Annotated in this window: 26 protein-coding genes; 7 read left to right on the forward strand and 19 right to left on the reverse strand. The window is 72.2% G+C overall.

Annotated features, from left to right (window positions below; translation table 11 throughout):
• The first annotated feature begins 67 nt into the window (after positions 1-67).
• The 3 genes from IE246_RS21520 to IE246_RS21530 all read left to right on the forward strand — a co-directional run bounded on the left by IE246_RS21520 (position 68) and on the right by IE246_RS21530 (position 3,551).
• Positions 68-1,702: a dihydroxyacetone kinase subunit DhaK gene (locus IE246_RS21520; protein WP_189993560.1), complete on the forward strand. Its 1,635-nt coding sequence runs from the start codon at positions 68-70 to the stop codon at positions 1,700-1,702.
• A gap of 245 nt (positions 1,703-1,947) precedes the next feature.
• Positions 1,948-2,703, forward strand: a complete 756-nt coding sequence (locus IE246_RS21525; protein WP_189993562.1) for an ABC transporter ATP-binding protein — start codon at positions 1,948-1,950, stop codon at positions 2,701-2,703.
• The gene (locus IE246_RS21530; RefSeq protein ID WP_308434499.1) at positions 2,700-3,551 is read left to right on the forward strand and encodes an ABC transporter permease; all 852 of its coding nucleotides are present in this window, start codon (positions 2,700-2,702) and stop codon (positions 3,549-3,551) included. The genes IE246_RS21525 and IE246_RS21530 overlap by 4 nt, the downstream gene beginning before the upstream one ends.
• A 13-nt stretch (positions 3,552-3,564) precedes the next feature.
• Here IE246_RS21530 and IE246_RS21535 read toward each other — a convergent pair whose 3' ends face one another.
• The 9 genes from IE246_RS21535 to IE246_RS21575 form a co-directional block, all read right to left on the reverse strand.
• Entirely contained in the window at positions 3,565-4,950 is a 1,386-nt protein-coding gene (locus tag IE246_RS21535; RefSeq protein ID WP_189993564.1) for an amidase, read from the reverse strand.
• Positions 4,951-5,072: 122 nt separating this feature from the next.
• A complete protein-coding gene (locus IE246_RS21540; RefSeq protein ID WP_189993566.1) occupies positions 5,073-5,411 on the reverse strand; it encodes a hypothetical protein in 339 nt (112 codons plus the stop codon).
• Positions 5,408-6,859: a trypsin-like serine protease gene (locus tag IE246_RS21545; RefSeq protein WP_189993568.1), complete on the reverse strand. Its 1,452-nt coding sequence runs from the start codon at positions 6,857-6,859 to the stop codon at positions 5,408-5,410. The genes IE246_RS21540 and IE246_RS21545 overlap by 4 nt, the downstream gene beginning before the upstream one ends.
• Positions 6,860-6,955: 96 nt before the next feature.
• Complete coding sequence (locus IE246_RS21550) at positions 6,956-8,305, reverse strand: trypsin-like serine protease (RefSeq protein ID WP_189993570.1); 1,350 nt, start codon at positions 8,303-8,305, stop codon at positions 6,956-6,958.
• An 86-nt stretch (positions 8,306-8,391) separates the two neighbouring features.
• Positions 8,392-9,273, reverse strand: a complete 882-nt coding sequence (locus IE246_RS21555) for an NAD(P)-dependent oxidoreductase (RefSeq protein WP_189993573.1) — start codon at positions 9,271-9,273, stop codon at positions 8,392-8,394.
• Positions 9,274-9,301: 28 nt separating this feature from the next.
• Positions 9,302-10,240: an AEC family transporter gene (locus tag IE246_RS21560; RefSeq protein ID WP_189993575.1), complete on the reverse strand. Its 939-nt coding sequence runs from the start codon at positions 10,238-10,240 to the stop codon at positions 9,302-9,304.
• A gap of 113 nt (positions 10,241-10,353) precedes the next feature.
• A complete protein-coding gene (locus tag IE246_RS21565) occupies positions 10,354-11,115 on the reverse strand; it encodes an enoyl-CoA hydratase/isomerase family protein (protein ID WP_189993577.1) in 762 nt (253 codons plus the stop codon).
• Complete coding sequence (locus tag IE246_RS21570) at positions 11,112-12,416, reverse strand: phenylacetate--CoA ligase family protein (protein ID WP_189993579.1); 1,305 nt, start codon at positions 12,414-12,416, stop codon at positions 11,112-11,114. The genes IE246_RS21565 and IE246_RS21570 overlap by 4 nt, the downstream gene beginning before the upstream one ends.
• Positions 12,413-13,090, reverse strand: a complete 678-nt coding sequence (locus tag IE246_RS21575; RefSeq protein WP_189993581.1) for a TetR/AcrR family transcriptional regulator — start codon at positions 13,088-13,090, stop codon at positions 12,413-12,415. Before IE246_RS21575 ends, IE246_RS21570 begins: the two co-directional genes overlap by 4 nt.
• A 186-nt stretch (positions 13,091-13,276) precedes the next feature.
• On the opposite strand from IE246_RS21575, the gene IE246_RS21580 reads away from it, so the two are divergent.
• The 3 genes from IE246_RS21580 to IE246_RS21590 are packed head-to-tail and all read left to right on the forward strand — an operon-like array spanning position 13,277 to position 15,246.
• Complete coding sequence (locus IE246_RS21580) at positions 13,277-13,681, forward strand: tellurite resistance TerB family protein (protein WP_189993583.1); 405 nt, start codon at positions 13,277-13,279, stop codon at positions 13,679-13,681.
• A 7-nt stretch (positions 13,682-13,688) separates the two neighbouring features.
• Positions 13,689-14,624 carry an NAD(P)-dependent oxidoreductase gene (locus IE246_RS21585; protein WP_189993585.1) on the forward strand — a complete coding sequence of 312 codons (936 nt, stop codon included), beginning with the start codon at positions 13,689-13,691 and terminating at the stop codon, positions 14,622-14,624.
• A complete protein-coding gene (locus tag IE246_RS21590; RefSeq protein ID WP_189993588.1) occupies positions 14,617-15,246 on the forward strand; it encodes an HAD family hydrolase in 630 nt (209 codons plus the stop codon). The genes IE246_RS21585 and IE246_RS21590 overlap by 8 nt, the downstream gene beginning before the upstream one ends.
• A gap of 7 nt (positions 15,247-15,253) precedes the next feature.
• Here the strand turns inward: IE246_RS21590 and IE246_RS21595 are convergent, their stop codons facing one another.
• From IE246_RS21595 to IE246_RS21605, 3 genes are all read right to left on the reverse strand, one after another.
• Positions 15,254-15,829, reverse strand: a complete 576-nt coding sequence (locus IE246_RS21595) for a PAS domain-containing protein (protein ID WP_189993589.1) — start codon at positions 15,827-15,829, stop codon at positions 15,254-15,256.
• Between the two features lie 232 nt (positions 15,830-16,061).
• Entirely contained in the window at positions 16,062-17,696 is a 1,635-nt protein-coding gene (gene groL / locus IE246_RS21600; protein WP_189993591.1) for a chaperonin GroEL, read from the reverse strand.
• A gap of 62 nt (positions 17,697-17,758) precedes the next feature.
• On the reverse strand, positions 17,759-18,076 hold the full coding sequence (locus tag IE246_RS21605; RefSeq protein ID WP_189993593.1) for a co-chaperone GroES: 318 nt from the start codon (positions 18,074-18,076) through the stop codon (positions 17,759-17,761).
• Between the two features lie 308 nt (positions 18,077-18,384).
• Between IE246_RS21605 and IE246_RS21610 the strand changes: the two genes are divergently transcribed.
• Entirely contained in the window at positions 18,385-18,648 is a 264-nt protein-coding gene (locus tag IE246_RS21610; protein WP_189993595.1) for a Usg family protein, read from the forward strand.
• A 186-nt stretch (positions 18,649-18,834) separates the two neighbouring features.
• On the opposite strand, the gene IE246_RS21615 is transcribed toward IE246_RS21610, so the two are convergent.
• From IE246_RS21615 to IE246_RS21645, 7 genes are all read right to left on the reverse strand, one after another.
• A complete protein-coding gene (locus tag IE246_RS21615) occupies positions 18,835-19,143 on the reverse strand; it encodes a 2Fe-2S iron-sulfur cluster-binding protein (RefSeq protein ID WP_189993596.1) in 309 nt (102 codons plus the stop codon).
• The gene (locus IE246_RS21620) at positions 19,140-20,177 is read right to left on the reverse strand and encodes an NAD(P)/FAD-dependent oxidoreductase (RefSeq protein ID WP_189993598.1); all 1,038 of its coding nucleotides are present in this window, start codon (positions 20,175-20,177) and stop codon (positions 19,140-19,142) included. The genes IE246_RS21615 and IE246_RS21620 overlap by 4 nt, the downstream gene beginning before the upstream one ends.
• A gap of 168 nt (positions 20,178-20,345) precedes the next feature.
• A complete protein-coding gene (chrA, locus tag IE246_RS21625) occupies positions 20,346-21,683 on the reverse strand; it encodes a chromate efflux transporter (RefSeq protein ID WP_189993600.1) in 1,338 nt (445 codons plus the stop codon).
• Positions 21,680-22,528 (reverse strand): chromate resistance protein ChrB domain-containing protein, encoded by an 849-nt coding sequence (locus IE246_RS21630; protein WP_189993602.1) that lies wholly within the window; start codon positions 22,526-22,528, stop codon positions 21,680-21,682. Before IE246_RS21630 ends, chrA begins: the two co-directional genes overlap by 4 nt.
• A gap of 135 nt (positions 22,529-22,663) precedes the next feature.
• The gene (locus IE246_RS21635) at positions 22,664-23,176 is read right to left on the reverse strand and encodes a PAS domain-containing protein (RefSeq protein ID WP_189993604.1); all 513 of its coding nucleotides are present in this window, start codon (positions 23,174-23,176) and stop codon (positions 22,664-22,666) included.
• A 17-nt stretch (positions 23,177-23,193) separates the two neighbouring features.
• Positions 23,194-24,030, reverse strand: a complete 837-nt coding sequence (locus IE246_RS21640) for an arginase family protein (protein ID WP_189993607.1) — start codon at positions 24,028-24,030, stop codon at positions 23,194-23,196.
• Between the two features lie 88 nt (positions 24,031-24,118).
• Positions 24,119-24,625, reverse strand: coding sequence for a diheme cytochrome c (locus IE246_RS21645; protein ID WP_189993609.1), 507 nt, complete (start codon positions 24,623-24,625; stop codon positions 24,119-24,121).
• Positions 24,626-24,660 lie beyond the last annotated feature (35 nt).

A 24,660-nucleotide genomic window follows, 5' to 3' on the forward strand; every position in this document is an offset into this window, starting at 1 on the left:
GGGAGGCTAGCGGGGCGGGCCGTCGGCAGCTAGCGTTTCGGCCCGAGACAGCGCCGGAGCCGATGCCATGAGCCAGTTCATCAACGCCCGCGAGACCCTGGTCACCGAGGCGCTCGACGGCCTGCTGCGCGGTTCCGGCGGAAGGCTGGCCCGGCTCGACGGCTATCCGCACGTCAAGGTGATCGTGCGCGCCGACTGGCCGCAGAACGACGGGGTCGACCGGGTGGCGGTGATCAGCGGCGGCGGCTCCGGCCACGAGCCGGCCCATGCCGGCTTCGTCGGCGACGGGCTGCTGACCGCGGCGGTGTGCGGCGAGGTGTTCGCCTCGCCCAGCGTCGACGCCGTGCTGGCCGGCATCCTGTCGGTCACCGGCCCGGCCGGCTGCCTGCTGATCGTCAAGAACTACACCGGCGACCGGCTGAACTTCGGGCTGGCGGCGGCGCGCGCCCGCGCCCTCGGCCGGCGGGTCGAGATGGTGGTGGTCGACGACGACATCGCACTCCCCGAGGCGGTGCAGGCGCGCGGCGTCGCCGGCACCCTGTTCGTGCACAAGATCGCCGGCGCGCTGGCGGCCGGCGGGGTCGGCCTGGACCATGTCGCGGCCGCGGCCCGCTCGGCGATCGGCCGGCTGGCGTCGATCGGCATGTCGCTCGACACCTGCACCATCCCCGGCTCGCCGAAGGAGAGCCGGATCGCCGCCGGCCAGGCCGAGCTCGGTCTCGGCATCCACGGCGAGCCGGGCAGCGAGAAGGTGGCGTTCGAGGGGGCGAAGGCCGCCGTCGCGCTGGTCGCCGAGCGGCTGCGCCCGCATCTGGCGGCGGGCCGCCGGCACGCGCTGCTGCTGAACAACCTCGGCGGCTGCACGCCGCTGGAGATGGGGGTGCTGGCCGAGGAGCTGTGCCGGTCCGCGCTGGCACCGGCGCTCGGCTGGATGATCGGCCCGGCGCCGCTGATGACCTCGCTCGACATGCGCGGCTTCTCGGTCTCGCTGCTGGCGCTGCAGGACGGCGAGGAGGTGCTGCTGACGGCGCCGACCGGCTGCCCGGCCTGGGCGCCGCTGCGGCCGCTCGGCCCGCCCGAGGTGCGGCCGATGCCGGCCGGCCTGGCGCCGCAGTCGTTCGCGCCGTCGGCCGACCCGGCGATGCGGGCGCTGCTGGAGAGGTGCTGCACCGTGCTGGCCTCCCAGGAGGCCGCGCTGAACGCCCTCGACGCCAAGGTCGGCGACGGCGACACCGGCTCGACCCTGGCGACCGCGGCGCGCAGCCTGCTGGCTGCCGCCGACGGCCTGCCGCTGGCCGACCGGCCGGCGCTGCTGACCGCGATCGGGCTGGCGCTCGGCACCAGCATGGGCGGGTCGAGCGGGGTGCTGCTGGCGATCTTCTTCGCCGGCGCCGGCGAGGCGGCCGCAGCGGGCGCCGACTGGCCGGCGGCGCTGCAGGCCGGGCTCGCGCGGATGGCCGCGGTCGGCGGCGCGAAGGCCGGCGACCGGACCATGATCGACGCCCTGGCCCCGGCGCTCGAGGCGCTGGCGGCCGGCGGGGGCGTCGCCGGCGCCGCGAAGGCCGCCCGGGCGGGTGCCGACGCCACCCGGGCGATGACCGCGCGGGCCGGCCGCTCGGCCTACGTGTCGGCCGGTGACCTGTCCGGCCACGCCGATCCCGGCGCCGAGGCGGTGGCCCGGCTGTTCGAGGGGCTGGCCTGAAGGGGCGGAAGTCGAGGGTGATCTCCGGCGGTCCGCCGCCGTGGGTCCCGGGTCGCGCTTCGCTTGCCCGGGATGAGGTGAAGATGAGAGGGTCCCCACCTTCCCTCATCCCGGCCGCAGCGGCGAAGCCGCGGAGAGCCGGGACCCACGCTCGTCGGGCGTGCCCGAGCCCGGTTGCCGCCGCTTCGTCCCGCCCCTATCTTCGCGGTTCGCTTCTCCGCCCCTGCAACCGTCCCCGGTGTCCGATGACCGACGCCCTCGAGGTCAGCGGCCTGCGCAAGACCTTCGGCGAGGTCGTCGCGGTCGACGAGGTCAGCTTCAGCGCCGCGCCCGGCCGCACCGTGGGCCTGCTGGGCGGCAACGGCGCCGGCAAGACCACCACGATCTCCATGCTGCTCGGCCTGCTGACGCCGACCGCCGGCAGCGTCCAGGTGCTCGGCCACGACCTGGCGACCGACCGCTACGCGGTGCTGCCGCGCATGAACTTCTCGTCGCCCTATGTCGACCTGCCGCACCGGCTGACGGTCGCCCAGAACCTGCTGGTCTACGCCGAGCTGTACGGCGAGCCGGATCCCCGCGAGCGGGTCCGCGAGCTGGCCGACAGGCTGCAGTTCACCGAGCTGCTGGACCGCGCCACCGGCAAGCTGTCGGCCGGCCAGAAGACCCGGGTGTCGCTGGCCAAGGCGCTGATCAACCGGCCCGAGGTGCTGCTGCTGGACGAGCCGACCGCCTCGCTCGACCCCGACACCGGCGACTGGGTGCGGCGCTATCTCGAGGACTACCGCGAGCGCACAAGCGCCACCATCCTGCTGGCCTCGCACAACATGGGCGAGGTCGAGCGGCTGTGCGACGACGTGCTGATGATGCGGCGCGGCCGCGTGGTCGACCGCGGCTCGCCGGCCGAGCTGCTGGCCCGCTACGGCCGGCAGACCCTGGAGGACGTGTTCCTCGACATCGCCCGCGAGCGCCGCAGCGGCGACCGCCTGGAGCCGGTGTCGTGAGCGACGCGACCATGCCGATCCGCCGGCCCCAGTCCCGGCCGCAGACCGGCCCGCTGGCCTCGGCCCGCCGGGTCGCCGCCATGGTGCGGCGCTACTGGTACCTGATCCGCGGCTCGTGGCCGCGGATCGCCGAGCTGGCCTACTGGCCGACCATCCAGATGATCCTGTGGGGGCTGATCAGCCAGTTCTTCACCACCCACTCGCACTGGCTGGCCGACGCCGCCGGGGTGCTGATCGCCGGGGTGCTGCTGTGGGACATCCTGTTCCGCGGCCAGATCGGGTTCTCGATCTGCTTCCTGGAGGAGCTGTGGTCGCGCAACCTCGGCCACCTGTTCGTCAGCCCGCTGCGCCCGTGGGAGCTGGTGGCCTCGCTGATGACCATGAGCCTGATCCGCACGGCGATCGGCGCCGGGGTGGCGTCGGTCATCGCGATCGGGCTGTACGCGTTCTCGCTGTTCGACCTCGGCCCGCCGCTGGTGGCGTTCTTCGTCGCCCTGATGCTGATGGGCTGGGGGATGGGCATGGTGATCGTGGCGATGGTGCTGCGCTACGGCCTCGGGGCGGAGTCGCTGGCCTGGGTGGCGCTGTTCGCGTTCGCGCCGATCAGCTGCGTGTACTACCCGGTCGCCACCCTGCCGGAATCGGTGCAGTGGCTGGCCTGGTCGACGCCGTCGGCCTACGTGTTCGAGGGCATGCGCGCGGTCATGGTCGACGGCGTGTTCCGCTGGGACCTGCTGGCCGGGGCGCTGGCGCTCGACGCGGTGTACGTGGCGATCGGCGCCGCGGTGTTCGCCTGGGCCTTCGCAGCCGCCCGCCGCGACGGACGGCTGCTGCAGACCGGCGAGTAGTGACCTACTCCTACTAGTCCAGGAACCCGCTCAAATCCGGCGACGGGCCGGTGCCGAGCACCGGCTCGAAGGCCAGCGCCAGCGACAGCAGCTTCGCGTCCTGGCCGCGCGGCGCCATGAGCTGCAGGCCGACCGGCAGCGGCGCGCCGAACTGCTGGATCGGCATGCTGGCGGCGCAGATCCCGAAGATGTTGGCCGGCTGGGTGTTGCGCGACGACAGCAGGGCGCGCTTGGCCTCCTCGGGGTACTGCAGGTTCTCCATCGCCATGGCGGTGAACGGCGTGCTCGGCGCCACCCAGGCGTCCAGCCCGTCGAACCGCTCGGCCGCGGCGGCCTCCAGCTCGAGCCGGCGGAACTGGGCGGCGGCGTACTCGACCGCCGGGACCGTCAGGCCGTGCGCCGCCCGCTGGGCGGTCGTCGGGTCCATGTTCGGCCGGGCCTGCTCGAAGCCTTCGGGGGTCAGCCGGGCGATCAGCTCGGCCGGCACGATCGACGGGAACAGCCGGGCCCGCTCGGCCGCCTCCGGCAGGTCGATCTCGACGATCTCGATGCCGGCCGCCGACAGCGCCAGCAGCGCCGACTCGACGGTCGCCCGCGTGGTCTCGTCCAGGTCGTCCCAGAACAGGTCCTTCGGCCGGCCGAGCCGCAGCCCCTCCAGCCGCATCGGCATCGGCACCGGCTCGTCCAGCACCACCGCGTGGATCAGCGCGGCGTCGCCGGCGCTGCGGCACAGCGGGCCGATCGAGTCGAGGGTCGGCGACAGCGGGAACACGCCCTCGGTCGGCCAGCGCCCGACCGTGGTCTTGTGCCCGAACAGGCCGGTGAAGCTGGCCGGGATGCGGATCGAGCCGCCGGTGTCGGTGCCGAGCGCGAAGCCGCACAGCCCGGCCGCCACCGCCACCGCCGAGCCGCTGGACGAGCCGCCCGGGAACCGGTGGACCGAGGAGTCCCAGGGGTTCCAGGGGGTGCCGCGGGCCTCGTTCACGCCGGTCGCGCCGAGCGCGAACTCGACGGTCTTGGTCTTGCCGAGGATGATGCAGCCGGCCTGCTTCAGGCGGTGGATCAGCGGGCCTTCCGGACCGGTCAGGTGCTCGGTTGGGTAGCGCGAGCCGTTGGTGGTCGGCAGGCCGTCGACCGCGATGATGTCCTTGACCGCCAGGGTCACGCCCATCAGCGGGCCGAGGTCGGTGCCGGCGGCCCGCAGCGCGTCGATCCCGCGCGCCGCCTCCAGGGCGCGTTCGGCGTCGACCAGCTCGAAGGCGTCGAGCTTCGGGTTCAGCGCCGCGATCCGCGCCAGGCAGGCCTCGGTCGCCTCGACCGCGGTGATCCGGCCGCCGCGGAAATCCATGGCGAACGGCGCGATGCCGCTCTCGTACGGGTCGGGGGGAAGGTGGGCCATGTCGCTCTCCCTCGGTGGCGCTGTCGCCGGATTGTCGTTGGCATGCCGTCAGGCGGGAGCAGACGGTCGCACGGCCGGGGGCGCCGGGGCAAGCGGCGCCGGCGTGGGATCGCGGAGCCGGATCAGGGGGTGGTGCGGCTCTGGTAGCGGCGGGTCTCGCCGTCGGCGAAGGTCACCACGAACACCGGCGGCATGCGTTCCAGCACGACGATCTCGGCGATGCCGGCGCCGCCGTCGCGCAGCGCTTCCGCCAGCCTGGCGTCGCCGTCGATCGTCAGGCCGTCGGCCAGGACCACCCGGTGATCCGGCTCGATCCGCTCGATCGGCAGGCCCTGCACCATCATCGGACCGTCGGCCCCGGCCGGGCTGACGATCGACGGCGTGACCGTCGACGGCGACGGGCAGCCGGCCAGGGCGGGCAGCAGGACCAGGGCGCGCAGGATGCCAAGGGTCGGCCTCATATCAGGCTGTCGACGGCGACGATGGTGTCGGCGAACCGGATGTACTCGACGTCGGTCAGGATGTCGTAGCCGCCGACCTGGATCGAGGACGTGCTCAGGCGGGTGAACGAGTAGTTCGACATGGCGTGCAAGTATACCGCGGTATCCTCGCCGGCGCCGCCGTCGATGCTGTCGGTGCCGGAGCCGGTGCTGGAGCTGGCGTTGTCGCCGTACAGCAGGTCGCTGCCGGCGCCGCCCGACAGGGTGTCGTTGCCGTCGCTGCCGTACAGGGTGTCGCTGCCCTCGCCGCCGACCAGGCGGTCGGTGCCGGTGTTGCCGTACAGCAGGTCGTTGCCGAGGTTCCCGAACAGCTCGTCGTTGCCGTCGCCGCCCTCCAGGGTGTCGGCGTCCTGGCCGCCGAACAGCCGGTCGTTGCCGCCGCCGCCGCCGATGCTGTCGGACCCCATGTTGCCGTACAGCACGTCGTCGCCGTTGCCGCCGAACACGGTCTCCAGGCCGTTGCGCTGCACCCCGTCGCTGCCGGCCGGGCCGTCGTTCTGCCCGCCGTACAGGGTGTCGTTGCCCTCGCCGCCGCTCAGCCGGTCGACGTCCTGGTTGCCGTACAGCACGTCGTTGCCCGACTGGCCCCACAGCGAGTCGTTGCCGGAGTAGCCGTACATGGTGTCGCTGCCGGAACCGCCGGTCAGCCCGTCCGCGCCGGAAGTACCGCTGACCAGGCCGGAGACCGTGGTGGTCGTTGTCGTCGTGGTGCCGGTCGCGCTGGTGATGTCGCCGCCGGTCCAGCCGGAGATCAGCCCGTAGAAGTCGGAGGTGACGGCGGTGCCGCCGTTGTAGACGTAGCCGCCCGTGGTGTGCACCCCGACGATCGTCGGGGTCCCGTCGACCGTGATCCAGAGCGGCGAGCCGCTCTGCCCGCCGTAGGTGTCGAGGGTGTCCCCGTACAGGATCCGGGTGGAGCCGGACGTGGAGTCGACGTCGCCGGTGGCGGTGTACTGGTACAGGCCGCCCGACTTGTCGCCGGGATAGCCCGCGGTGGTCAGCACCGTGCCCTTGAGCGAGCCGACGCTGTTGGACTGCAGCGCGAAAGTGCCGGTGCTGTCGCCGATCGAGCCGGGCAGGTTGATGACGCCGATGTCGTACGAGATGCTGCCGCGCGTGCTGACGTAGGAGCTCGGCACGTGCCAGCTGGTCGCGGTCACCGTCCCGAACGGCGCCGACGAGCCGGCGAGCGCCGGCGTCACCCAGATGTTCTTGGCATAGCCGTAGTACGAGTCCCACAGCACGTGGCCGGCGGTCAGCACGTCGTTGCCGCTGATCATCGCGCCGGTGGCGCGGCCGTCGTAGCGGCCGTCGCCGTCGAAATCGACCCGGATCTGCACGATCGCGGAGTTCGGGAAGGCCGTGCTGTCGGTGACCCGCGTGCGGTCGTCGGTCCCGTGCACGCTCATGGTGTGTTTTCCCGCCCGAGAACCCCCGTTACGGGAAGATGCGCGGGTGCCGGCGGAAATTCAAGCGGGTGGGCGGCCCCGGCGGCCGGAAACGGGTCAGAGCAGGGTGTCGACCGCGACGACGGTGTCGGCGAACCACAGATACTCGACGTCGTAAACCACGTCGGCGCCGCCCACCTGGACGCCGCCGCCCACCTGGACGCCGCCGTCGTCGAGGACGGCCAGGCCGTAGCGCGCGAGCGCGTCGAGGTAGACCGCGGTGTCGTCGCCGTCGCCGCCGTACAGGGTGTCGACCCCGGCGCCGGTCGAGGCTGCCGCGTCGTCGCCGTACAGCAGGTCGTCGCCGAGGTTGCCGTACAGCACGTCGCCGCCGTCGCCGCCATACGCCGTATCGGCCTCCTGGCCGCCGTACAGCACGTCGGCGCCGGCGCCGCCGGACAGCAGGTCGGCACCGAGATTGCCGTACACGACATCGTCGCCGGCGCCGCCCCGGATCGTCTCGGTTCCTGCCCGGTAGCTGCCGTCCGCCGACGCCGGACCGTCGTTCTGGCCGCCGTACAGGGTGTCGGTGCCGGCGCCGCCGCTCAGCAGGTCCGAGCCGATGTTGCCGTACAGCACGTCGTCGCCGGCGCCGCCGCTGATCGAGTCGTCGCCGGACAGCCCGACCAGGGTGTCGTCGCCGCCGCTGCCGAGCACGGTATCGGCGGAATCGCTGCCACTGCTCGCGATTCCGGCGGTGGAGCCCGTCGCGGTGCCGGCCAGGTCGCCGCCGGTCCAGCCGGCGATCAGGTCGTAGAAGTCCGGTATGACGGCGGTGCCGCCGTTGTAGAGGGTGCCGCCGGAGGTGTGGACGCCGACGATCGACGCGACGCCTTCGTTGGTGACCCACAGCGGCGCCCCGCTCTGTCCGCCGTAGCTGTCGAGCGCGCCGTCGTAGTAGATCCGCGACAGGCCCTGGGCGCCGTCGATGTCGTCGCCGGTGGTGATCATCACCGAGCCGTTCGACGACAGGTCGCCCGGGAAGCCGGCGGTCGTCACCGTGGTGCCGACCAGGGCGTCGTTGTCGTTGCCCCGGACCGCGAAGGACCCGGTCTCGCTGCCGATCGAGCGGTCCAGGTTGATCACCCCGATGTCGTAGAACGTGCTGCCGGAGGTCGCGACATAGGCGTCCGGGACGTGCCAGGCGGTGCCGAGCGCGGTGCCGAACGGCACCGACGGACCGTCGCGCGCCGGTATGACCTGGATGTTCCTGGCGTAGCCGTAGTCCGGGCTCCACAGCACGTGCCCGGCGGTCAGGACGTCGTCCGGGCTGATCATCGCGCCCGAGCCCCAGCCGTCGTAGCGGCCGTCGCCGTCGAAGTCGATCCGGACCTGGACGATCGCCGCATAGGGGTAGGCGGTCGTGTCGTCGACCGGTGTCCGGTCGTCGGTTCCCAGAACCGTCATGCCGTCCCTGTCCTTCGCCGTTCAGGTCCCCCGATGCCGGGGGCCTGCCCGCACAACGACTGCCCGGGCGCGGTCATTCCTTCCAATCACTCGTTCGTGTACAGCCTGATCGTCTCGGCGTTGTCGGCGTCGGCCAGGCCGCGCTTGGCCAGCAGCTTGTGCAGCTCGGTGGCGAGGCCGGTCATCGGCAGTGCCGAGCCGAGCCGCCGGGCCTCGTCCATCACCGTGGTCAGGTCCTTGATCATGATGGCGATGCGGGCCTGCACCTCGCGGTCGCGGGCAGCCATGCGCGGCAGGTACTGCTGCAGGACCGGCGAGTCGGCGCGGCCGCCGGCCAGCGCCTGCGGGATCCGGGCCGGGTCGATGCCGGCGTCCTCGGCGAGCTGGCAGGCCTCGGCGACGATCGCGAAGCCGCAGCCGACGATCATCTGGTTGATCAGCTTGGTGGTCTGGCCGGCGCCGTTCGGCCCCATCAGGGTGAACCGGCCGGCGAGATGGGCGACCACCGGGGCGACCCGCTCGAAGTCGGTGGGGTCGCCGCCGGCCATCACCGCCAGGGTGCCGTTGCTGGCGCCGGGCACGCCGCCCGACACCGGGGCGTCGATCCAGCCCATGCCGGTCTCGGCGCGCAGCCGGGCGGCGAAGCCGGCGGCGGCGTCCGGACGCATCGACGAGAAGTCGACCAGCACGCCGCCCCGGCGGGCGCCCGACGCGATGCCGTCGGGGCCGAACACCACCGCCTCGACCGCGGCGGTGTCGGTCAGGCAGGTGAACACGATGTCGCTGGCCCGCGCCGCGGCGGCGGCCGACACCGCGACCGCGGCGCCGGCGTCGCCCAGGGCCTCGGCCTTGGCCGGGTCGCGGTTCCACACCGTCAGCGGGTAGCCGGCGGCCAACAGCCGGCGCGCCATCGGGCCGCCCATCAGGCCGAGGCCGACATAGCCGAGGCGGGGCTTGTCTGCGGTCACGCGGTCCTCCGGGAGTGGTTTCGCTGGGTCAGCCGGTGCCGAGCAGCAGCAGCAGGACCGACAGGGTGACCGCCGACAGCACGGTCGAGATCAGGATCACCGAGGTCGAGCGCTCGACGTACAGACCGTAGCGATAGGCGAGCACGAACACCAGAGATCCGGTCGGCAGCGCCGCACCCAGCACCACCGAGCGGGCCTGCAGCGCGTCCAGGCCGAGCGGGCCGAGCGCCAGCCAGGCGGCGACCGCCGGCTGCACCAGCAGCTTCAGGAACACCAGCCAGGACACCTCGCCGAGCCCGGCACGCAGCGGCTTGCCGACCAGGAACAGCCCCATGGCGAAGAGCGCCGAGGGCGCGGCCGCGGCCCCGATGATGTCGCAGAACGTGCGGACCGGCGCCGGCAGGCCGAGCCCGGACAGCGACCAGCCGATCCCGAGGGCGGTCGACAGCACCAGCGGGTTCAGCGCCACCGCCCGCAGCACCCCGCCGACGATCTTCAGCGGCGGATGGTCGGACCGCAGGTCCAGCTCGATCAGCGCCACCATGGTCGCCACCATGAAGGCGGCGTTGTAGACCGTCAGGATGATCGCCGGCAGCAGCGCGTCCGGCCCGAACGCGACCGGCAGCAGCGGCACGCCCATGTAGCCGGTGTTGGCGAAGATCGCGCACATCGCCTGCAGCGTCAGGGCCGCCGGGCGCGAGCGGAACACTACGAGCCCGACGATGTAGCTGAGCGCGAACACCCCGAACACGCCGCCGGAGTAGGCCGCCAGGAACGGCAGGTCGAAGATGTCGGAGACCGGGGCGGTCGCCATCGCCTTGAAGATCAGCGCCGGGAACGCGACCCAGTAGACGAAGTCGTTGAGCACCCCGGTCGACGACGGCGGGAACGGCCCGAACCGGCCCGCCGCCCACCCGGCCGCCAGGATCGCGAACACCGGCAGGACGACGTCGAACACGGGCTGCATGGGGCCGGAAGGTAGGCGGGTGACGCGGGTGGTGTCGAGCGCGCGGACGGAAACGGAGCAATGCGCAGCCGGGCAGGGTCGGAGCGCGGCGACGGCCGGGCCCGCCCGACCCTTCAGAACGCCTTCAGCAGCCGGGTGGTCTCCGGGTCCAGGAAGCCGGCCACGGTCGCGTCGGTCTCGAGCCGCAGCGCCCGGTGCAGGTCGGCGGCGGCGGTCGCGTTCAGGGTGCGCTTCATGGCCCGCACCGACAGGGTCGGCAGCGCGGCCAGCCGGCGCGCGACCGTTCGGGCCTCGTCGAGCAGCGCGCCGTCGGGCACGACCCGCCAGGCGACGCCGAGCTCGGCCAGCTCCGCCGCACCGTAGCGCTCGCCGAGGAACAGCATCTCGCGCGCCTTGTTCAGCCCGACCATGGCGGGCAGCAGCGACGTCACCGCCCCGGTCACGAACAGGTTGAGCGACACTTCCGGGAAGAATCCCCGCGCCGACTCCGCCCAGATCGGGAAGTCGCAGTTGATCGCCCACTCGAAGCCGCCGCCGACCGCCCAGCCGTTGATCGCGCCGACCACCGGCTTGGGCCCGAAGCAGATCGCGCGGGTGGCGCGCTGGATCGCCTCGACCAGGTCGCGGGCCGCCGCCTCGCTCTCGGGATGCACGTGCTCCTGGCGGTCGTCGCCGGCGCAGAACGCCCGGCCCTCGCCGGTGAACACGATCGCGCGGGTCGCCGGGTCGGCGTTGGCGTCGTCGAAGGCGCGCGCCACGTCGTCGATCAGCCGCCGGTTCATGGCGTTGAGCCGGTCGGGCCGGTTCAGGCCGATGCGGCGGACAGCACCCTCCTCGAGCTCGCTCAGGACCGTGTCGTAGGTGAAGCCGGTCATCGGTCGCTCCTGATCACGCGCCTGGTCTTGCCCTCGGTCACCGGCAGGGTGCCGGGCGGCAGCACCGTGACCGCGGCGGTCGCGCCCAGCCTGGCCTTGACCGCGGCCGCCACCCGGGCGGCGAGGTCGGGGGTATCGGCGGTGCCGGATGCCCGCTCGACCTGCAGCGGCAGCCGGTCGTAGGGCGGCGGGCCGTCCAGCACGATGCGGTAGTCGCCCGAAAGCTCCGGAATCTCGCTCAGCACCGCCGCCACCATGGTCGGAAACAGGTTCAGCCCGCGCACCACCACCATGTCGTCGCTGCGCCCGATCACCCGGAACCGGAAGCCGGTGCGCCCGCACAGGCAGGGCTCGGTCGCGTCGACCGCGATAATGTCGCCGGTGCGGAACCGCACCAGCGGCTGGCAGTCGCGCACCAGGTGGGTCAGCACCAGCTCGCCCTCGGCCCCGGCCACCAGCGGCACCGGCACCGCGCTGTCCGGGTCGATCAGCTCGGGCCAGAGCACGTCGGCCGCCATGAAGTGCAGCCGGGTGTCGTGCTCGCACTGGGCCGCGAAGTTCGAGAACACGTCCGACACGCCGTAGTTGGCGTTGCGCGGCTCCATCCCCCAGGTGCCGCGGATCCGGTCGCGCAGCGCCGGGTCGTCGAGCCCGGCCTCGCCGCCGAACAGCCCGAGCTGCAGGCCCAGGTCGCGCGGCTTCACGCCCGGGAACCGCTCGGCCAGCACCCGTTCCAGCACCGCCGGGTAGGACGGCGTGCAGGAGATCGCGGTGATCCCGACCTCGCGGATCGTGCGGATCAGCAGCTCGGTGCCGCCGACCCCGAACGGCACCACCAGGGCCCCGGTGGCCTCCAGCGTCATGTGGTCGGTCACGCCGCCCATCCACATCTGGTAGTTCAGGCAGTGCACCACGGTGTGGCCCGGGCCCAGCCCGGCGGCCCGGTGGCAGCGTCCGCCGACGGCCTCGGTGACCCTGCAGTCGCGGGCCGACAGCGCCAGGTTCATGGCCTGGCCGGTGGTGCCCGAGGTGCGGTGCAGGCGCACGGCGGTGTCGCGGCCGGCCGCCAGGTAGTCGCCGAACGGCGGGTGCGCGGCCTGCGACTGCCGGAGCTGGTGCTTGTCGGACAGCGGCAGCGCGGCCAGGTCGCGCAGGTCGTCGGGCGGCAGCCGGCCGGCCCACAGTCGCCGGTAGAACCCGGAACACTGCGCGACGTGGAGCGCCTGGCTGCGCCAGGCCGCCTGCTGGTGCGGCAGCAGCTCGGCGGCGCCGTGGAACTCGGCCCCTTGGATCTGCGTCATGGCTCCATTCCCCGCTCCCAGATCAGGCTGAGCGTCCGGACCACCGCTTCCCGGTCGCGGGAGACGGCGGAAAGGGTCTGGTCGCGGCCGAACAGCAGGGCGATCAGGTACTGGTCGACCATCGCCCCGAGCGCATAGGCCCGGCGCACCAGCTCGTCGCGCGTCACGCCGTCCGGCCCGCCCTCGGCCGCCAGCCGGCGCATCCGGGCGTCGACCACGGTCGTCGCCCACTGCCGGTTCAGCGTCTCGAACGCGTCCGCCGCTTCCGGGAAGTCGTCGAGGCGCGACACCAGGCACCGCATCAGGCCGGAGTTCCGCTCGAACAGCTCGACATAGGCCGCGGTGGTGCTGCGGACGCGGTCGCCGCCCCGGCCCCGGGCGGCCCGGCGCATGGCGTCCTGCACGAAGCCGACGAAGCGGGTCAGCGTGTCGGCCAGCAGGTGGCGGGTGTCGCGGAAGTAGACATAGAAGGTGCCATGCGCGACCTCGGCGGCGGCGCAGATGTCGGCGACCTTCAGTTCGCTCGGAGGTGCCGTCTCTAGCAGCCGGCAGGCCGCGGCCTGCAGGCGGGCCCGGGTGCGCTCCGACTTGCGGCCGGCGGCCGCGGCGTCGAGCAGAGTCCGGGCGAAGCCGAGATCCGGAGCGGCGGGATGGACGATGGCCGGGTGCAACATGACGACTCAATTTTTGAAATTGACGTCAATATCAAAAAATCTGCCCGCGATGTCAACGACTCCCCGCTTCCCGCCGGAGGACCTGCTTCGTCGACCGCGCCCCCCGTTGCCCGCGAACCCTCGGATCGCTATACCTCGCGTGGCTTCGGCCGACCTTCGTCCACCGACACACGGGACCCCGATCCGATGATCAACCACCACGTCGCCCTGATCTACGCGATGGTCCTCGGGGCCGCGGCCGACGGGTCGCTCGCCGACTCGGAGCTCGAGACGATCCGCGACATCGTCGAGCACCTGCCGATCTTCGCGGACTTCGAGCACGGCAACCTGGCCCAGGTCGCCTCGGCCTGCACCGACCTGCTGACCGTCGAGGACGGCATCGACGCGGTGATCGCCCAGATCAAGGAGAACCTGCCGTCCAAGCTGCGGGCGACCGCCTACGCGCTGGCCTGCGACGTGGTGGCGGCCGACGGCGAGGCGACCCAGGAGGAGCTGCGCTACCTCGAACTGCTGCGCCACGAGATCGAGGTCGACCGGCTGACCGCCGCCGCCGTCGAGCGCGGCGCCGGCGCCCGCTACGCCCGGATCTGAGGCGGCGATGACGGCCGGCGCGGATCCGAACGGAGTCCTGGCCGGCCGCCGCGTCGGCTTCGTCGGGCTCGGCCTGATGGGCGTGCCGATGGTTCGCCGGCTGGCCGCCGCCGGCGCCGAGCTGGCGCTGTGGACCCGCAGCATCGAGAAGGCCGAGGCCCTGGCGTCCGAGTTGCCGGGGGCCGCGGCGATGCCGTCGCCGCGCCACGTCGCCGAGGTCGCCGACACCGTGATCGTCATGGTCACTGACGCCGACGCGGTCGAGGCGGTGGTCTTCGACCCCTACGAGGACGAATGGGGCATCGCCCACGGACTGTCCGAGGACGGGCTGGTGGTCGACATGGGCACCACCGCGGTCGACCGCACCCGCGACTTCGCCGGCCGCATCCGGATGATCGGCGGCAGCTGGGTGGACGCGCCGGTGTCCGGCGGCACGACCGCCGCCGAGGCCGGCACCCTGACCGTCATGGCCGGCGGCAGCGACCCCGACTTCGCGCGCGCCGAGCCGCTGTTCCGGGCGATGGGCCAGCGCATTACCCATGTCGGGCCGGTCGGCGCCGGGCAGATCGCCAAGACCGCCAACCAGATGATCGTCGGGCTGACGATCGGCGCGGTCGCCGAGGCGCTGGCCCTGTCGAAGCGCGCCGGGGTCGACCCGGCGCGGGTGCGCGAGGCGATCTTCGGCGGCTTCGCGCACAGCCGGATCCTGGAGCTGCACGGCGAGCGCATGGTCACCGGCGACTTCCAGCCGCGTGCCCGGGTGACGATCCAGCGCAAGGACATGCGCGCCGCCCGCGACCTGGCCGAGCAGGTCGGGCTGGCGCTGCCGGGCCTGGCCGCCAACCTGCCGCTGTGGGAGGCGCTGGCCGAGGCCGGGCGCGGCGATCTCGACCATTCGGCGCTGGTGCTGGCGATCGATCCGGAGGAATGGGACGATGCGTGAGGTGGATGCCGTCGTCTTCGACGTCGGCCAGGTCCTGATCGAGTGGGACCCGCGGCACCTGTACCGCAAGGTGTTCACCCGCGACGACGCCACCCCGGACGAGGCCAGGGTCGAGTGGTTCCTGTCCGAGGTCTGCCACCACGACTGGAACGTCGAGCAGGATCGCGGCCGCCGCATCGCCGACGCCGAGGCCGAGGCGCTGTCCCGGCACCCGGACATGGGCCCGGCGATCCGCTCCTACTACGGCCGGTTCCAGGCGATGATCCCGCGCGCCATCGACGGCACGGTGCAGGTTTTGCAAACCCTCAAGGCGGCCGGCTTCCCGGTACACGGGCTGACCAATTTCGGGGCCGAGACCTTCCCGCGGACGCGCGCGCGCTTCGGCTTCCTGAACGCGTTCGACACGGTCGTGGTGTCGGGCGAGGAGGGCGTGATCAAGCCGGATCCGCGGATCTACGAGATCCTGATCGAGCGGGCCGGGCTCGACCCGGCGCGCACCGCCTTCGTCGACGACTCCCCACGCAACATCGAGGCGGCCCGGGCGCTCGGCTTCCATGCGCACCGGTTCGAGGGGGCCGAGGGCTTCCGATCCTGGCTGCGGGATCTCGGCGCGCCGGTATAGCGGCTGTCTACAGCAGCAGGTGCGCCAGCGTCCGGATCTCGGCGTCGCCGTCCGGCAGGTAGGGCGGCTCCAGCCATCGATAGTCGGTGGTCTCGGCCCCGTCGGCGGCATGCGGATGGAAGGTGGTCGAGAACAGCAGCATCTCGACCGGCGCGCCGTCGTCGCCGGCGAGCGGCAGGATCAGGCGCCGCATAGTGACCCGCCGGCCGTCGTGGTAGCGGACCTCGTTCTCGGAGAACAGCGGCCGCCGGGCCCGGGTGCAGTCGGCGTACAGGTCCTGCAGCAGCGCCGCATACGCCCCGCGGTTCTCGGGGTCGAGGCAGCGCCCCGTGAAGTTCTCGCCGAGCATGGCGTTCATGTGCGTGCCGATCAGCCGGTAGCGGAACCGCCGGCCGTCGTCCTCGACGTCGACCAGGCCGAGATGCGGCAGCAGCTGCGGGATGTCGAGCGGGTCGAGATCGGCGCGCGCCGGGCAGCGGCGGTCGCCGCGGCGGTCGTCCCAGTAGCCCCAGACCGCCTCCAGGGTGGCGTCCCGGGCGGCGAGCAGCGGAAGACCCGGTCGGTTCCGCGACGTCTGAGGCATCGGCGCACGCTCCCCCTCGGCAAGGCCCGGCCCGCTCGGACGGCCCTCCCCGAGGCCGCGATCGACGGGTTCTGACTCTACAATCAGACGTAGAGCGACAGGTTACCGCCGGGCTCCCCCGGCGTCGACCGTCATGTCCGGCATCGGCGGGCGCCGGAACCGGGTGCGGAAAGGGCCGGGGATCGCTCCCCGGCCCTCGCCGTATTCGTAGCAGGTCGCTGGTGCGGCCGGATCAGAAGTCCATGCCACCCATGCCGCCCGGCATCGCCGGGGCAGCGCCCTTCGGCTCCGGCCGGTCGGCGACCATGGCCTCGGTGGTGACCAGCAGGCCGGCGACCGAGGCGGCGTTCTGCAGCGCGCTGCGGACCACCTTGGTCGGGTCGATGATGCCGGCCTTGATCAGGTCGACGAACTCGCCGTTCTGGGCGTCGAAGCCCCAGTTGGCGTCCTTCGACTCCAGCATCTTGCCGACGATCACCGAGCCGTCATGTCCGGCGTTCGAGGCGATCTGACGGGCCGGGGCCTCCAGGGCGCGACGGACGATGTTCACGCCCATGCGCTGGTCGTCGTTGGCCGGCTTCACCTTCTCGAGGGCCTTGAGGGAGTAGACGAGCGCCGAACCGCCGCCCGGCAGGATGCCTTCCTCGACCGCGGCGCGGGTCGCGTGCATCGCGTCGTCGACGCGATCCTTGCGCTCCTTCACCTCGACCTCGGTGGAGCCGCCGACGCGGATCACCGCGACGCCGCCGGCCAGCTTCGCCAGACGCTCCTGGAGCTTCTCGCGGTCGTAGTCGGACGAGGTCTCCTCGATCTGCGCGCGGATCTGCGAGCAGCGGGCCTCGATGTCCTTCTTCTTGCCGGAGCCGTCGACGACCGTGGTCTCGTCCTTGGTGATCGAGACGCGCTTGGCGGTGCCGAGCATGTCGAGGGTGACGGTCTCGAGCTGGATACCGAGATCCTCGGAGACGACGGTGCCGCCGGTCAGGATCGCGAGGTCCTCGAGCATCGCCTTGCGACGATCGCCGAAGCCCGGGGCCTTCACGGCCGCGACCTTCAGGCCGCCGCGCAGCTTGTTGACCACCAGGGTCGCGAGCGCCTCGCCCTCGACGTCCTCGGCGATGATCAGCAGCGGCTTGCCCGACTGCACGACCTGCTCGAGCACCGGCAGCATGGCCTGCAGGTTCGAGACCTTCTTCTCGTGCAGCAGGATGTACGGGCTCTCGAGCTCGCACACCATCTTGTCGGCGTTGGTCACGAAGTACGGCGACAGGTAGCCGCGGTCGAACTGCATGCCCTCGACAACGTCGAGCTCGGTGTGCAGCGACTTGGCCTCCTCGACAGTGATCACACCCTCGTTGCCGACCTTCTCCATCGCCTTGGCGATCATCTCGCCGATCTCGCGCTCACCGTTGGCCGAGATGGTGCCGACCTGGGCGACCTGGTCGGAGGTGGTGATCTTCTTCGACCGCTTCTCGAGGTCGGTCACGACCGCCTCGACCGCGGCGTCGATGCCGCGCTTCAGGTCCATCGGGTTGATACCGGCGGCAACGGCCTTGGCGCCCTCGCGGACGATGGCCTGCGCCAGCACGGTCGCGGTGGTGGTGCCGTCGCCGGCGACGTCATTGGCCTTCGAGGCCACCTCGCGCACCATCTGCGCGCCCATGTTCTCGAACTTGTCGGAGAGCTCGATCTCCTTGGCGACGGTCACGCCGTCCTTGGTGATCCGCGGCGCGCCGAACGACTTCTCCAGCACCACGTTGCGGCCCTTCGGGCCCAGGGTGACCTTCACCGCGTCGGCGAGAACATCGACGCCGTGCAGCATCTTGTTGCGCGCGTCGACGCCGAACTTAACGTCCTTGGCAGCCATGTGCGTTTACTCCTTCGGAATGAAATTGCCCTTCGAGGAAGCGGCTCTCAGAGGCCCCTTGCTCAGGCGGCCTTCTTGCCGGACTTGGCGGCGCCTTCGAGCACGCCCATGATGTCCGACTCCTTCATGATCAGCAGGTCTTCGCCGCCGATCTTCACCTCGGTGCCCGACCACTTGCCGAACAGCACCCGGTCGCCGACCTTGACGTCGAGCGCCTGGAGCTTGCCGGACTCGTCGCGAGCACCCGGACCGACGGCGAGGATCTCGCCCTCCTGCGGCTTCTCCTTGGCGGTATCCGGGATAATGATGCCGCCGGCGGTCTTCTGGTCAGCCTCGATGCGGCGAACCACGACCCGGTCGTGCAGGGGCCGAAACTTCATGACCATTCCTCCGTACACTCAGGTTGGAGACGTGTGTTGGACGACGTCGCCCGGGAGGAGCCCTGTTAGCACTCACCCCCGGTGAGTGCCAGCGATGTAGGGAAACGGCGCTACCGAGTCAAGTCGGGTGTCGGTCGATTTTCGGCGGAAATCCGCGGCGTTGCGCCGGATTGCCGGCGCCGGCCTGGCAGCAGTCTTCGTCGATTGCTGCTAACCCGCTGAAATCAAACACAAAAAATCTTGCGGGCGGCGGTCTTCTACCAGCATCCTTGCGGATATCAAGTGTTTCGGCTTCGCGAGGATCGCCCATGCACGTCAGCGTTCGTGATCTGCACCGCTACCGTCTCACCACCGCGGAAATCCTCTACCGCTTCCCGGATTTCCCGGGCCTGCTGCAGAGCTACCTCTGGCAGGAGATGGACGTGGCGCCCGACTTCCCGCGGCTGACCCGGTTCCTGGACTACTGGGAGCGCAACCTGGAGGGTCGCCTGCACTCGGTCCGCATCGCCAACGCCGAACTGGTGCGCCCCCAGGAGATCGCCTACGCCGGGCACGAGGTGAGGGTGCACTGAGCGATGGAGCGACGGCCGGTTCCCGGGTCTCCCCTCGATCAAGTCGAGGGTCGCCCGGGCTGACGGCATGAGGGGAGGGACAGGTCGCGCCGCGGCCCTTTCCCCGACGTCATCCCGGCCCGGGTCACCGCAGGCGGTACGGAGCCGGGACCCATGAAACGACGGGCGCCGCCGCACCGCCGGCGGTCACTCCGGCGCCAGCGTGACCTTCAGGCCGTCGAGTTCGGGCGTCATGGTGATCTGGCAGGACAGGCGCGAGTTGTCCTGCACCTCGAACGCCAGGTCGAGCATGTCGTTCTCCTCCTCGCCGCGCGGCTCCAGCCGGGCGAACCAGGACGGATCGACATAGACGTGGCAGGTCGCGCAGGCGCAGGCCCCGCCGCACTCGGCGCTGATCGGCAGCCCGGCGTCGCGGATGATCTCCATGACCCGCCAGCCGTCGGTCGCCTCGAGCTCGCGCTCGCCGCCCTCGCGGTCGGTGACGATGATCTTCATGCAACCCCCAGTTTCTGCTGCAAGTCGGAGCTGGATGTCGTGTACTGGAACCGGATCTTGCGATCCGGATGGACGATGCGGACCGCGGCCTGGGCCATCAGCGCGGCCTCGTGGAACCCGGACAGGATCAGCTTCAGCTTGCCCGGATACCAGTTGATGTCGCCGATCGCGAAGATCCCCGGCGTCGAGGTCTCGAACTTCTCGGTGTCGACCGGGATCAGGTTCTCGTGCAGGTTCAGCCCGAACTCGGCGACCGGGCCGAGCTTCATGGTCAGGCCGTAGAACGCCAGCAGGGCGTCGCACTCCAGGCGCCGCTCGCCGTCCCTGTCCTTCAGGATCACCGCTTCCAGCCTGCCGTCGCGGCCCTCGAGGCCGCCGATCTGGGCGATCTCCAGGTTCATCTGCCCGGCCGCGACCAGGGCGCGCATCTTGTTGACGGTGTCGGGGGCGGCGCGGAACTCGTCGCGGCGGTGCACCAGCGTCAGCGACTGCGCCAGCGGCTGCAGGTTGACGGTCCAGTCGAGCGCGGAATCGCCGCCGCCGGCGATCACCAGCCGCTTGCCGCGGAACTGCTCCATCCTGCGGACGGCGTAGTACACGCCGCTGCCGTCGCCCTGGCCCTCATAGGCCTCGATGCCCTTGATCGGCGGCTTCTTCGGCACGAAGCTGCCGCCGCCGGCGGCGATCACCACCACCTTGGACTCGATCACCGTGCCGAGGTCGGTGGTCAGCCGCCAGCCGTCGTCGGTGCGCTCCAGCTTCTCGGCCATCTGAGAGAAGTGGAACACCGGGTCGAACGGCTTGATCTGCTCCATCAGCTGGTCGGTCAGCTCCTGGCCGGTGCAGACCGGCACCGCCGGGATGTCGTAGATCGGCTTCTCGGGATACAGCTCGGCGCACTGGCCGCCGGGCCGGTCGAGGATGTCGACCAGATGGCACTTGAGGTCGAGCAGGCCGAGCTCGAACACCGCGAACAGCCCGCACGGGCCGGCGCCCACGATGGTCACGTCGGTACGGATCGGCTCGCCGGTCATCGGTTCTCCAGGGTTCGGCCGCCGGGATCCCGGCGGCGGCGTGCGGCACCACGCGCCCGTGGCCACGAGCCCGTGTAGGTATGCGAACCCGGCGGCGGCTGCAAGTCCGCCGCCGCCGCCGGATGTCGTGCCGCCGTCCTGCGGATCCCGCGGGGCCGGTTGCCGGGTTCACCGAACGGCACCCGCGACCACGCCCAGCACCGCGGCACCGGCCAGCACCGCCGGCATCGGCAGCTTCAGGCGCAGCAGGGCGATCGCCGCCAGCAGGCTGAGCCCGACGGCCGCCGGGTCGACGCTGCTCCAGTCCGGGACGAACAGCCGCAGCGGGCCGGCCCGGGTCTCCGCGACCGCCGCGAAGAACAGGTGCAGGGCGAACCAGACGCCGAGGTTCAGCACCACCCCGACCACGGCGGCGGTGATCGCCGACAGGGCGGCGTCGAGCGCCCGGTTGCCGCGCAGCCGCTCGATGAACGGGGCGCCGAGGAAGATCCACAGGAAGCACGGCACGAAGGTGACCCACAGGGTCAGCGCCGCGCCGGCCGCCCCGGCGCTCCAGGGGTCGAGCGGCCCGGGAGCCCGCCAGGCCGCCAGGAACCCGACGAACTGGCCGACCAGGATCAGCGGCCCCGGTGTGGTCTCGGCCAGGCCGAGCCCGTCCAGCATCTCGCCGGGGGCCAGCCAGCCGTAGGTCTCCACCGCCTGCTGCGCGATGTAGCCGAGCACCGCATAGGCGCCGCCGAAGGTGACGACCGCCATCTTGCTGAAGAACAGCGCGATCCGGGCGAACGCGTCGTCGGGCCCGACCGCCAGCAGCAGCGCCAGCACCGGCGCCGCCCACAGCGCCAGGCAGACCGCCGCCGCCGCGAACGCGCCGCGCGCGCTGCCCGGTGGCCGCTCGTCGACGGCGGCCCCCGCGGGGCCGTGCCCGGAGCCGCCGGTTAGCAGACCCGGGCGCAGCCGGTGCAGCAGCCAGCCGGTCGCCGCCGCCGCCAGCACGATCAGCGGGAACGGAACCGCGAGCAGGAAGATCGCGACGAAGGCGGCGGCCGCCACCGCGACCGCGGCGCGCGACCTGAGCGCCCGCCGGCCGATCCGCAGCACCGCCTCGACGACGACGACCAGGACCGCCGCCTTGATGCCGAAGAACGCCGCCGCCACCGGGGCGAGGTCGGCATAGCCGGCGTACAGCGTCGCCAGCGCCAGCATCACCAGCGCTCCCGGCACGATGAACAGCAGGCCGGCGACCACGCCGCCGCGGATGCCGTGCAGCAGCCAGCCGACATAGGTGGCGAGCTGCTGGGCTTCCGGGCCGGGCAGCAGCATGCAGTAGTTGAGGGCGTGCAGGAACCGGGCCTCGTCGACCCAGCGCTTCTCCTCGACCAGCACCCGGTGCATCAGGGCGATCTGCCCGGCCGGCCCGCCGAAGCTCAGCAGGCCGATCCGCAGCCAGGTCCGGGTCGCCTCGGCGAACCCGACGGCCGGCACTTCCCGGGCGACGGCGCTCATCGCACCGCCCCCGCCGCCCGGGCTGCCGTCCTGGCCGCCGGCCAGTTGTGGGTCTCGTCCGCCGCGAACCGCGCCCAGGCGTACAGCGCGTCGTACAGCCGCAGGCCCCAGCCCAGGGCCTCCTGGTCGTCGGCGGTGGCGGCCGACACGCCGAGCGACAGGGCGAGCAGCCCGGCCGCCTCCGGCGCCAGTTCGAGCCGGGCGGTATCGGCGCCGCGCACGATGTCGGCGAGGCGCAGCAGCGCCGGGTCGGCGGCGCCGTAGGCGGCGATCAGGGTGTCGAAGCTGCAGGTCTCTCCGATGTGGGTGAGCTCGACGTCCGGCACGTCGAACGGCACCGCATGCAGTTCGACCGCCGCGTCGCGCACCCATTCGGCCCCGACGTAGTGGATCTCGGCCCGGCGGTCGACGAACCGGCGGATGAACCAGGGGCAGGCGATGCGGTCGATCTTCGGCCGCTCGCGCGTCACCCAGCGGCTCGGCCGTTCCGACGCCGGGTCGCACCAGTCCGGGCGCCGGGCCACCAGCGGGCCGCCGGCGGCCCGCCAGCCGTCGATGCCGCCGGCGAGATAGCGCGCGTTCACGCCGGCCAGATGCAGCCGGCTGGCCGCCGTCTGGCTGACCTGGTGCCCGTGCACGCAGTAGACGACCACCGGCATGCCGGCCGGCGCCTCGGCGCGCCAGGCGTCGACCGCCTGGTGGTCGCGCCAGACCGCGGCCGGCAGCACGCGGTCGTCGGCGTCGTAGGCCGGGCGCCGGCGCACGTCGACGATCACCGGGGCGTCGGCCCCGCCGATCAGGCGGATGAGGTCTGCGGGGGATATCGCGAGTGTGGACGAGCCCATGGCTCAACCCTCCCTTCCGGAAGAATCGAGCGGTGCTTGGGCAACGTGCCTTGGCGTGGCCGGGAGACCGCGCTGTCCCGACACCTAAAGAGTTAGAGCGTCGACCGCGCGGATGCAAGGCACCGGGTGGGCGGTTCAGTGGATTCGGTAGACGGTGGCGATCAGGATGCGGTTGACCGACGTGCCGTCGCGCGACAGCGGCAGGTGGACGCTCTCGGAGTGGACGTGCGCTTTGTCGGCATAGACGGCCCGGCCCAGGATCCGAACCGGGCGCCTGTGCTCCAGCACCCACAGCGGGCCGCGCGTGAGCATGCCGAAGCCACGGCCGTCGTACAGCTCGTCCCAGTACCGGCCGGTGCTGTCGCGGCCGAGGGCGGCGGTGGTGTGGGTGCCGATCAGCCGCCAGCGGAACCGCAGCGCCGGCTCGTGCTCGATGTCCAGCAGCAGGAGATGCGGCAGCAGCCGCCGCGGCAGGTCGAGCACGTCGAGGTCGGACGGCGCCGGCATCGCGCGGTCGCCGCGCAGCCGGTTCCAGGCGGCCAGCGCCTCGGCAACCACGGGCTCGTTGATCCGCAGCGCCGGATCGAGGTCGAAATCGAGCGAGCCGAGGAAATCCCGGGCCCTGTTGGATCCGTCGCGACCGGACATGGCAACATGATACCGCGTTATCGCCGGCCCTGCATGATCGCCGATACGGCGACGCTGGCCAGCCGGGCGATCGCCTTGGCGCCGCTGCCGGCCGGGTCCTTCGAGGGGACGTACTCGACGAAGTCGACCCCGACGATCCGGCCGCGGGCGGCGACGCCCAGGATCACGTCGAGAACCTGCTGGTAGGTCAGGCCGCCGAACGCCGGCAGGATCACCCCCGGGACCACCGACGGGTCGATGCCGTCGACGTCGATCGCCAGGAACACGTCGGCCCCTTCCGGCACCGCCTCCAGCGCCGGGGCGACGCCCTGGGCATGGACGTCGCGGGCGGTGTGCAGCACGGCGCCCCAGGCCCGTGCCGCCTCGACCTCCTCGGCGCGGGCGCTGCCGGGGCCGCGGGCGCCGACCTGCACGATCCGCTTCACGTGATCCATCTCGGACGCGCGCCGCATGGTCGAAGAGAAGCCGTGGGTGACGCCGTCGACCTCGTGGCGCCAGTCGATGTGGGCGTCGACCTGGACGACCGTCAGGCCGGGGTGGCCGTCATAGGCCTCCAGCACCGGGATCGGCACGCTGTCGTCGCCGCCCAGCACGAGCGGCACCGCTCCGGCGATCAGGGTGCGGCCGATCGCGGCCGAGATCGCCGCGCGGTTGGCGGCGCCGTCGTGCAGGTCGCCCGGTACGTCGCCCAAGTCGACCACCGTGGCGCCGCCGAGCAGCGGCCCGCCGGCGTCGAAGTCCCAGCGCGCGGTGTCGGCGCCGTACCAGCCGAGGGCGGCACGCACCGCGCCCGGCGCCTCGGCGGCATCGGTCGCGAACGGCACGCCGAGGAAGGTCGGGTCGCGACGCAGCATCGGAGGACTCCGCAGCGGATCGTGAGGATCCCGGCATCATCCAGGATCGACCCGCCGCCCGGAGCCCCGAACCGCCGGCTTCGCCCTCTCAGTCGTCGTCGAAGTTGCCGCGGGCGGCGTCGCGGTGGCAGGCCGCGCAGTTCGCCTTGGAACCGACCTTCGGGTCCTCGAAGGCGCCGGGGCGGACCTCGCCGCGGTGCTCGCGCACCCACCAGGGGGTGTCGGTGATGCGCAGCACGGTCCCGTCGGCCGGCATGTCGCGGGCGAGCCGGCTGCCCGGCCGGGCGGCGTTGGCGACCAGCCAGTCGGTGATCTCGCGCCGGGTCGCGTCGTCGAGGCTGGCGTCCTCGCCGAAATGGTCGGACAGCCCGGCCATGACCTTCTGCCACGAGGCGGCCGGCAGCATGCCGGCCGGGAACGCCATGTGGCAGGCGCCGCACTCGGCCTTGACTATGGGATCGTCGACCGGGCGGAAGCGGGCCTCGCTGTCGGCCGAGGCGGTATCGACCGGGAGCATGATCGCCATGGCGAGCGCCGCGGCGACGCCGGCGCCGGCGAGGATGCCCAGGATGCCGGGGCGGAACGGGCGGTGCATGTCGGTCTCCTTCGCAATCTGTTGATCGAGTGCCG

The organism is Thalassobaculum fulvum (genome assembly GCF_014652915.1).
GTDB classification, from domain to species: domain Bacteria; phylum Pseudomonadota; class Alphaproteobacteria; order Thalassobaculales; family Thalassobaculaceae; genus Thalassobaculum_A; species Thalassobaculum_A fulvum.

Bases quoted from the DNA above. Each gene is read 5' to 3' on its own strand.
- IE246_RS21520 (WP_189993560.1), top strand. From the start codon at position 68: ATGAGCCAGTTCATCAACGCCCGCGAGACCCTGGTCACCGAGGCGCTC.
- IE246_RS21525 (WP_189993562.1), top strand. From the start codon at position 1,948: ATGACCGACGCCCTCGAGGTCAGCGGCCTGCGCAAGACCTTCGGCGAG.
- IE246_RS21535 (WP_189993564.1), bottom strand. From the start codon at position 4,950: ATGGCCCACCTTCCCCCCGACCCGTACGAGAGCGGCATCGCGCCGTTC.
- IE246_RS21540 (WP_189993566.1), bottom strand. From the start codon at position 5,411: ATGAGGCCGACCCTTGGCATCCTGCGCGCCCTGGTCCTGCTGCCCGCC.
- IE246_RS21545 (WP_189993568.1), bottom strand. From the start codon at position 6,859: ATGAGCGTGCACGGGACCGACGACCGCACGCGGGTCACCGACAGCACG.
- IE246_RS21550 (WP_189993570.1), bottom strand. From the start codon at position 8,305: ATGACGGTTCTGGGAACCGACGACCGGACACCGGTCGACGACACGACC.
- IE246_RS21560 (WP_189993575.1), bottom strand. From the start codon at position 10,240: ATGCAGCCCGTGTTCGACGTCGTCCTGCCGGTGTTCGCGATCCTGGCG.
- IE246_RS21565 (WP_189993577.1), bottom strand. From the start codon at position 11,115: ATGACCGGCTTCACCTACGACACGGTCCTGAGCGAGCTCGAGGAGGGT.
- IE246_RS21570 (WP_189993579.1), bottom strand. From the start codon at position 12,416: ATGACGCAGATCCAAGGGGCCGAGTTCCACGGCGCCGCCGAGCTGCTG.
- IE246_RS21575 (WP_189993581.1), bottom strand. From the start codon at position 13,090: ATGTTGCACCCGGCCATCGTCCATCCCGCCGCTCCGGATCTCGGCTTC.
- IE246_RS21580 (WP_189993583.1), top strand. From the start codon at position 13,277: ATGATCAACCACCACGTCGCCCTGATCTACGCGATGGTCCTCGGGGCC.
- IE246_RS21585 (WP_189993585.1), top strand. From the start codon at position 13,689: ATGACGGCCGGCGCGGATCCGAACGGAGTCCTGGCCGGCCGCCGCGTC.
- IE246_RS21590 (WP_189993588.1), top strand. From the start codon at position 14,617: ATGCGTGAGGTGGATGCCGTCGTCTTCGACGTCGGCCAGGTCCTGATC.
- IE246_RS21595 (WP_189993589.1), bottom strand. From the start codon at position 15,829: ATGCCTCAGACGTCGCGGAACCGACCGGGTCTTCCGCTGCTCGCCGCC.
- groL (WP_189993591.1), bottom strand. From the start codon at position 17,696: ATGGCTGCCAAGGACGTTAAGTTCGGCGTCGACGCGCGCAACAAGATG.
- IE246_RS21605 (WP_189993593.1), bottom strand. From the start codon at position 18,076: ATGAAGTTTCGGCCCCTGCACGACCGGGTCGTGGTTCGCCGCATCGAG.
- IE246_RS21610 (WP_189993595.1), top strand. From the start codon at position 18,385: ATGCACGTCAGCGTTCGTGATCTGCACCGCTACCGTCTCACCACCGCG.
- IE246_RS21615 (WP_189993596.1), bottom strand. From the start codon at position 19,143: ATGAAGATCATCGTCACCGACCGCGAGGGCGGCGAGCGCGAGCTCGAG.
- IE246_RS21620 (WP_189993598.1), bottom strand. From the start codon at position 20,177: ATGACCGGCGAGCCGATCCGTACCGACGTGACCATCGTGGGCGCCGGC.
- chrA (WP_189993600.1), bottom strand. From the start codon at position 21,683: ATGAGCGCCGTCGCCCGGGAAGTGCCGGCCGTCGGGTTCGCCGAGGCG.
- IE246_RS21630 (WP_189993602.1), bottom strand. From the start codon at position 22,528: ATGGGCTCGTCCACACTCGCGATATCCCCCGCAGACCTCATCCGCCTG.
- IE246_RS21635 (WP_189993604.1), bottom strand. From the start codon at position 23,176: ATGTCCGGTCGCGACGGATCCAACAGGGCCCGGGATTTCCTCGGCTCG.
- IE246_RS21640 (WP_189993607.1), bottom strand. From the start codon at position 24,030: ATGCTGCGTCGCGACCCGACCTTCCTCGGCGTGCCGTTCGCGACCGAT.
- IE246_RS21645 (WP_189993609.1), bottom strand. From the start codon at position 24,625: ATGCACCGCCCGTTCCGCCCCGGCATCCTGGGCATCCTCGCCGGCGCC.